Below are 7,362 nucleotides of genomic sequence, written 5' to 3'. Positions count from 1 at the left end.
CAGATAGCATTTGTGATTTACGCACAAGAAAGATAAAAGCTACATTTTTCAGTCAAATAAATATTCTTATCGATTGGGATCGAATTTCAAAAATAATAGACAAGGACTATTCCAGGGGTAAAAGTGCCGTTGGTAAGCCTTGCTATGATGGTTTGTTTCTTTTTAAAATGTGTCTTTTGCAAAGTTGGTATGGTTTAAGCGATTACGAAGTAGAAGATAGACTTAACGATAGTTTATCCTTCAGCTATTTCTGTGGAATGACAATAGAACAGGCCGCACCATACCACCAAGAAATAGATTCATAACTTACATAATAAGGAAAAAAAACATAAATTTTAGATTAAAAAAGTCAAAATTGAAATCTAAAATTGATGAGAGCATTATTCAAAGGTCTTAAGTTCTCCTGATAACCCGTATTATTCATCGTTTGAATAAGGCTCGACAATTTAGAATCGAAATTTAAAAGATTACTCTTGTTATACAGGGGAGAAACAGGAAGCTCAGTAGAATTTACTAAAAAGCGAAAAAAACAGTTGGAAATGAGAAAGATATTCTTATTTTTAATGAAAAATTGAAACAAGTATAAAATGAATTTACTCGGACGAAAACAACAATTCGGTAACTCAGTATAAAGCTAACTTGGGAGTTCTGTTATTTAGTGTAAATTTCTTCTTTTAATTCTATTTTTGTGCGGTCGAAAAGTCTTTGACATTTTCTCCTAATCTGATTTTTATACAAAACCATTCTGCACCATAAAAGAAAGATATATGAAATATTTTAGTTCCATTTTTTTAATAAATATAATTGGAAATATCTGCTTTGCTCAGAATCCATTTATTACACATATGTATACTGCTGACCCTTCGGCTCGTGTGTTTAACGATATATTGTACGTATACCCTTCTCACGATCCAGATAATGCTAAATGGTTCGATATGGTAGATTGGCATGTGTTTTCAACTACAGATATGGTAAACTGGACTAGTCATGGTGTAGCTTTAGATATAAAAGATGTTAAATGGGCCAAAAAATATGCCTGGGCACCTGATTGTATAAATGCAAATGGAAAGTATTATTTTTATTACCCAACCGATCAGTATCATATTGGTGTTGCCGTGAGTGATAAGCCAACCGGTCCATTTGTTGATCCATTAGGTAAACCACTAATTTCAATGGATACTAAGGGTGTAGTGTGTAATAGAGATTTTATTGATCCTGGTGTATTTATAGATGATGATGAACAAGCCTATTTATACATGGGTCAGTTGGTTGTAAACGCCATTAAGCTCAATAAAGATATGATTTCATACGATGGTGAAGTTCACCTATTGGAAGGTGTCGATGATTTTTTTGAAGCTTCTTGGATGCATAAATACAAGGATAAGTATTATTTATCATATGTTGGAACAAGCGGTGAGATAAAATATTGCATGTCCAACAATCCATTAGGACCTTTCGAATATAAAGGAGTTATTTTGGAAAAAATGAACAGCGGTACAAACCATCACTCTATAGTTGAGTACATGGGGCAATGGTACATGTTTTACCACAATTCGGATTTGTACTTTAAAAATCACCCTGAAGTAGATGAGAAATTTGGATGGGGGCATGAAGGAAGCTCGCACACTTTTCGTAGATCAATATGTTTTGATAAATTATATTATAATCAGGATGGTACCATTAAAAAAGTAATACCAACTAAGTAGATAATAAATGAACAGTCATTCGTTTTAGTGCACAATCGAGTAGACAAGATCCACCCCCGTAATATAAACGGAGTGGGCGAATTACACCACTAATCGTACGGATTTAGTACTGTCGGTTCAATAAGGTGAGAAGGGACATTGTTTACTGTTTTTTAAGTTGTAAATTAAAATCAAATTGTGATACCTCGGAATGATACGAGAAACTATGGAATAAAAAATGAATTTATTCGAGAATGGAGAACTGGATTATACCATCACAGAATCATGTAGAGTTTTTTAAATCTCAAGACTAAGATCCTAACGGGTTTAATGTCAGTACAGTAACTCTTACGAGAACAATCAATAATTTCAGAAAACACTCAAATGAAACAAAGCAGCTTGAGTAAAATAGTTACAGTTTTATTTGGTAATCCAGTTGGGGAAGCAATAAAGATAACAAAAATACGTATTATTACTATTTATCAAAAGCCTTAGTTTATTCCGAGAAATCATCATTCAATAACTGTTGTTATAGGTGAAACAGCGGGAAACTAAGGATAAGTACACCCAGTTATAAAAACAAGCGTGTTTTTTACCAAAATTAAATCTACGCTCACCCCTGAATGCAGTTATTTTTTCATTGCTAAACCTTAATTAGAGACACTTAATTAGTGACTATTTAAAAATTTAGGATTTAACAGAATCTCTTTTAAACAATAAAAATAAAATACTATTTAATTGACCAGCTAATCTTTGTCTAAGTAGATTATATGCCTTATTAAGTTGCCACTCAACAGTTCTAATAGAAACCTTATGGTACTCTGCAATTTCAATATTTGTAAGGCCTTCTTTTTTACTTAGTAAGAAGGTTTCTTTGCATTTTCGAGGTAAATTGGAAATACCTTTAGTAATAATATTTATTTTTCGTTTCTGTAATTCAGTGTTTTTATCATTGACTATTTCATCTAATGCTTCCGTGTATGCTCGTTCTAATATTGAGTTTTTCCTGTTTTTATGATACTGATTTATAAATTCATTATAAGTTGTTTTATATAAAAAACTTTTGATAGAATATTCAGGATTTAGACTTTTTCTATGTACCCAAGTTTTTAAAAACACATTTTGAACAATGTCTTTTGCGTTAGAATCATCATTGGTAAGGCTTAAAGCATATATAAGAAGAGGTTTGTGGTAAAAACGAACCAAATAGGTATATGCATTTTCCTTACCTTTTTTTAAATGATCAATTAGTTCGTTGTTTTTGTATGAATTCGACATTGGTTAAATTTGTAAATCCGTTTATAAGACTAAGTAAATATCATAAAATAATAATTAAAATCAAAAAAAAACATCAAAAAAGCAAGTATTAGGTAAAAAATCATTGTAATATATATAAAGAACTACATTAAGAATGTTATCAGATATCGAAAATTTAATAATAAAATATTTAACAAAATCAGCAACAGCTAATGATTTGGATAGGTTATCAGAATGGATTTCTAAACCTAAAAACAGAAGAGTGTTTAAAGAGTATGTTCAAATACATTATTCTATTTATTATAGTATGAAAGAACCAAATACAGAAGAGGTGCTCAATAAGCTTCTTTTAACATTAAGAAAAGAAAAATCTGTGCTTTACAAGCTAAAAAGCTATTATAAATATGCAGCAGCCGTTTTGGTAATTGGATTGATGACTTATGCGTATGTTTTTAGAAACGACAGAATCAATAAGAATCATTTACAAGAAAATATAATTGTAAATCAAAATAATACAATTGAGCCTGGAACAGACAAAGCGATATTAACTTTAGCTGATGGTTCTCAAGTAATTTTAGGGAAAGGCACAACATTTAAGAAGCAAAATATCAACAGTAAAGGGACTGAAATTATTTATAAAGAAAGAAACTCAGAAATAGAAGAAATAGAATACAATTATTTGACGATACCTAGAGCAGGACAGTTTTTTATAAAACTTTCTGATGGTACTAAAGTGTGGTTAAATTCTGAATCGCAATTAAAGTATCCAGTAAGTTTTAGGAATGGAATGACTAGAAAAGTTGAATTAGTTTATGGAGAGGCTTATTTTGACGTGTCACCAAGTACAAACCATAATGGTGCAAGTTTTATGGTTGTAAATAAGTCTCAGGAAATAGAAGTTTTGGGTACAGAATTTAATATAAAAGCTTATTTAGGCGAATCAAACATCTATACAACCTTAGTAGAAGGAAAAGTTGTCGTTAGTTCTGGTTTGACAAAACAAGTCCTAAAACCTTCACAGCAATCAAACCTCAGTATCCATGATAATAAGTTTATGGAGATTATTACAGTTGACGTTTACAACGAAATATCATGGAAAGATGGGGTGTTTGGTTTTGAAAATACGACACTCAAAGAAATGATGATTGTTTTGTCTAGATGGTATGATGTTGAAGTGATTTTTAAAAATAAAGCTATAGAGAATGAAGAATTTATTGGAGTATTAAGAAAAACCCAGGGGCTTCAAGAAATACTCATAGGTATTCAAAATTTTGGAATAATTAAAAACTTTGAGATTTATGATAATAAAGTAATTTTAGAATAAAAAAAGGAACGAAGCATTAAACATTTGGCGGTGTCAGAGCTCGTTCCTTAGAATTTAGAGTGTCAATTAAACTGAGGATTAACGAATTTAAACATCAATTAAACTGAGTATTAACTAAAATCAAAACAAATTTATGAAAATTAACTTAATTAATGTCCGTTCTCTCATTAGAAAGCGGTTTTTAAAAACGTGTATGAAAATATTTATTTTTTTTATAAGCACTGCGGTTTTCTGTTTAACCCCTGGAAATTCGTTCTCTCAAGAAAAGATAATTATAGAAAAAGACAAATTGGTTACTGTAGACAATGTGTTTAAAATAATCAAGAAACAGACCGATTTTAATTTTATCTATCCAAAATCTTTATTCAAAGATTCACCAAAAATACAATTAAAAAAAGGAGAGATAAAAGTATCTAAGCTAATAGATACTGTCTTAGCTACAACTAATTTCAGTTTTGAACTAACTGAAAACAACACGATTTTTTTTAAAGGAAAAACAGAAATTAGTACAGATATAGAGCAGACTATAAATATTTCAGGTCAAATATTGGATGAAACAGGATTCGAATTACCTGGTGCTACTATTATTGAAGTAGGCACCAATAATGGTACTACTTCAGATTTTGATGGGAATTTTAGTCTGAATGTCACTAGCGAGAATTCTCAAATAACCGTCTCTTATATTGGATTTGAAACGCAAACTTTAACAGTAGGTAGTCGTACTAAATTTAGTATTTCGATGGGGCCAGATTCAGAGAGTCTGGATGAGGTAATTGTTGTAGGCTATGGTACGAAAACAAAGAAGACTTTGACAGGGTCTGTTTCAGCTGTAAAGGGTGAAGTGCTGATACACACTCCTAGCGCAAATATATCAGCAAACCTTCAAGGAAGATTACCTGGATTGACAGCGAACCAAACTACAGGTGAACCAGGTCGTGATGATCCGAATATTTTAATTCGTGGATCAGGAACATTTGGAGACAATTCACCTCTTATAATTATTGATGGTGTACCACGTGAAAATATGAGTCGGTTAAATCCAGGTGACATTGAAAATATTTCGGTATTAAAGGATGCCTCAGCTGCAATCTATGGAGCTCGAGCTGCCAATGGGGTAATTATAGTTACTACTAAAAGAGGAAAGAGAGGTAAGCCTGTGTTTAATGTTTCTTTTGAAACAGCTTTCTCAAACCCTGCGCAACTACCGGATATGTTGGATTCTGCAACATATGCTGAAATATTTAATGAAGGAGAGTGGTATGCACAGGGCAGACCGGATGAGAGTAGTTATACTCCATATTATTCTGAAGAAGCTATTCAAAAATTCAAAGATGGTTCTGACCCTGTTTTGTACCCGAATACGAATTGGGTAGATGAAACATTGAAAAAAAATGCAATGCAAAGCCGTTTTAGTATGTCGGCATCTGGTGGCTCAGAAAAAGTGAGTTACTTTCTTTCTTTTTCTTATTTAGACCAAGAAGGGAATTATATAAATAATCCGACAAGGTACCAACAGTATAATATGCGGGCTAAGGTCGATGTTGATTTAACTGACAATTTGACTGTTGGAGTAAATCTTTCGGGTATAAATATGAAAAAAGAATACTCATCTGCAGAAACCCTTTTTAATTTTTATAACATTTTGCAGGCTCTTCCAACGCTACCAGCCGTATATCCTAATGGTCTAATAGCTCCAGGACGACTTGGTCAGAATCCGTTATTACTTGACCGTAGAGGTTATAACAATATTGGTGAAACTCCTATATACACTACTTTTACGGCTTCTTATAAAATTCCGTTTGTAAAAGGGTTGAAATTTGATGCTTCATTCAATTATGATCAAGATAATCAGACTAATAAGCTTTGGGAAATTCCTTATAATTATCATGAATTTAATGTAAATACGGGAAACTATGACGAGAAAACATTGGGTCCATTAACTCCTGAGCTTACTGATAGGTATGATAAATTTACGACCAAAATGTTTAATTACCGTTTTACTTACGAGAACACTTTCGGTGATCATAATATGTCGGCAATGGTTGGGCAAGAGCAACAAGAGAACATGCATAGTTGGGTCCAGGCTTTCAGAAGAAACTATGTTAGTACAGTCATCGATGAGATTGATGTAGGAAGTAGCGCAGCTGAAGATAAAGATAATGGAGGTGCTTCTGCAGCAACGGCTTATAATAACTATTTTGGTAGGTTTAATTATGACTTTAAATCAAAATATCTTGTGGAATTTTTATTCCGCTACGATGGTTCTCAAGTTTTTCCTGAAGGGGAACGTTATGGTTTTTTTCCCGGAGTTTCTGCAGGTTGGGTTCTCTCTGAAGAATCTTTTATAAAAGATAATCTGCCTTTTGTAGATCATCTAAAACTGAGAGTTTCACATGGGAAATTGGGGGATGATAGTGTAGGGCAATATCAATACATGCAATCTTTTTATTTTGGTAATAACTACGTATTTGGGACTAGTGATGTGCCTGGAGTTTATTCAAGTACTTTGCCGAATCCAAATATAACATGGGAGGTAAGTGTTAAAACAGATATAGGTATAGAAGCTGATTTTTTCGGAGGCTTGTTAGGCACAGAAGTAACGTTCTGGAAGGAAAATAGATCTAATATTTTGACCTCTAGATACCTTTCCACGCCTAGTATATTAGGTTTTCCTAGTTTACCGGATGAAAATATAGGAGAGGTCGACGGGAGGGGTTTTGAACTTGCTTTGCTATATAAAAATACGATTGGTGATGTTGGTTATTCTATTAATGGAAATGTGTCCTATGCAAATAGTGAAATTGTGTTTATGGATGAGACACCAAATTCTGAAGATTACCAAAATCAAACAGGTAAACCTGTTGGTGCAGAGCTGTATTATGAAACAGATGGGGTTTTTAATACCCAGGAAGAACTTGATGCTTATCCTTATTCAGGAAGTTCTGGGCTTGGAGATATTAAAATTATAGACAAAAACAATGATGGTGTTATCAATGATAATGATAGAGTTAGAAATGATAAAACATCAACACCTGAATGGGTGTTCGGTTTGAGTACAGGTTTGACCTATGAAAATTTTGATTTGAATCTGTTTTT

At 32.5% G+C, this 7,362-nt stretch carries 5 protein-coding genes; 4 read left to right on the top strand and 1 reads right to left on the bottom strand.

Going from position 1 to position 7,362, the window contains the following annotated elements; genetic code table 11:
* The coding region (locus tag V5787_RS01090) for a transposase (RefSeq protein ID WP_336891444.1) at positions 1 to 305 on the top strand (305 nt) is incomplete at its 5' end.
* A 462-nt stretch (positions 306 to 767) separates the two neighbouring features.
* On the top strand, positions 768 to 1,706 hold the full coding sequence (locus tag V5787_RS01085; protein WP_336891443.1) for a family 43 glycosylhydrolase: 939 nt from the start codon (positions 768 to 770) through the stop codon (positions 1,704 to 1,706).
* 666 nt (positions 1,707 to 2,372) lie between these two features.
* Here V5787_RS01085 and V5787_RS01080 read toward each other — a convergent pair.
* Positions 2,373 to 2,963 (bottom strand): sigma-70 family RNA polymerase sigma factor, encoded by a 591-nt coding sequence (locus V5787_RS01080; RefSeq protein ID WP_336891442.1) that lies wholly within the window; start codon positions 2,961 to 2,963, stop codon positions 2,373 to 2,375.
* Between the two features lie 133 nt (positions 2,964 to 3,096).
* On the opposite strand from V5787_RS01080, the gene V5787_RS01075 reads away from it, so the two are divergent.
* Positions 3,097 to 4,266: a FecR family protein gene (locus V5787_RS01075; RefSeq protein ID WP_336891441.1), complete on the top strand. Its 1,170-nt coding sequence runs from the start codon at positions 3,097 to 3,099 to the stop codon at positions 4,264 to 4,266.
* A gap of 193 nt (positions 4,267 to 4,459) precedes the next feature.
* On the top strand, positions 4,460 to 7,362 hold a 2,903-nt coding region (locus V5787_RS01070), incomplete at its 3' end, for a TonB-dependent receptor (RefSeq protein ID WP_336891440.1).

The organism is Flavicella sp. (genome assembly GCF_037132785.1).
Classification (GTDB): Bacteria; Bacteroidota; Bacteroidia; order Flavobacteriales; family Flavobacteriaceae; genus Flavicella.
This window is presented reverse-complemented; position numbering and strand designations above follow the sequence as displayed.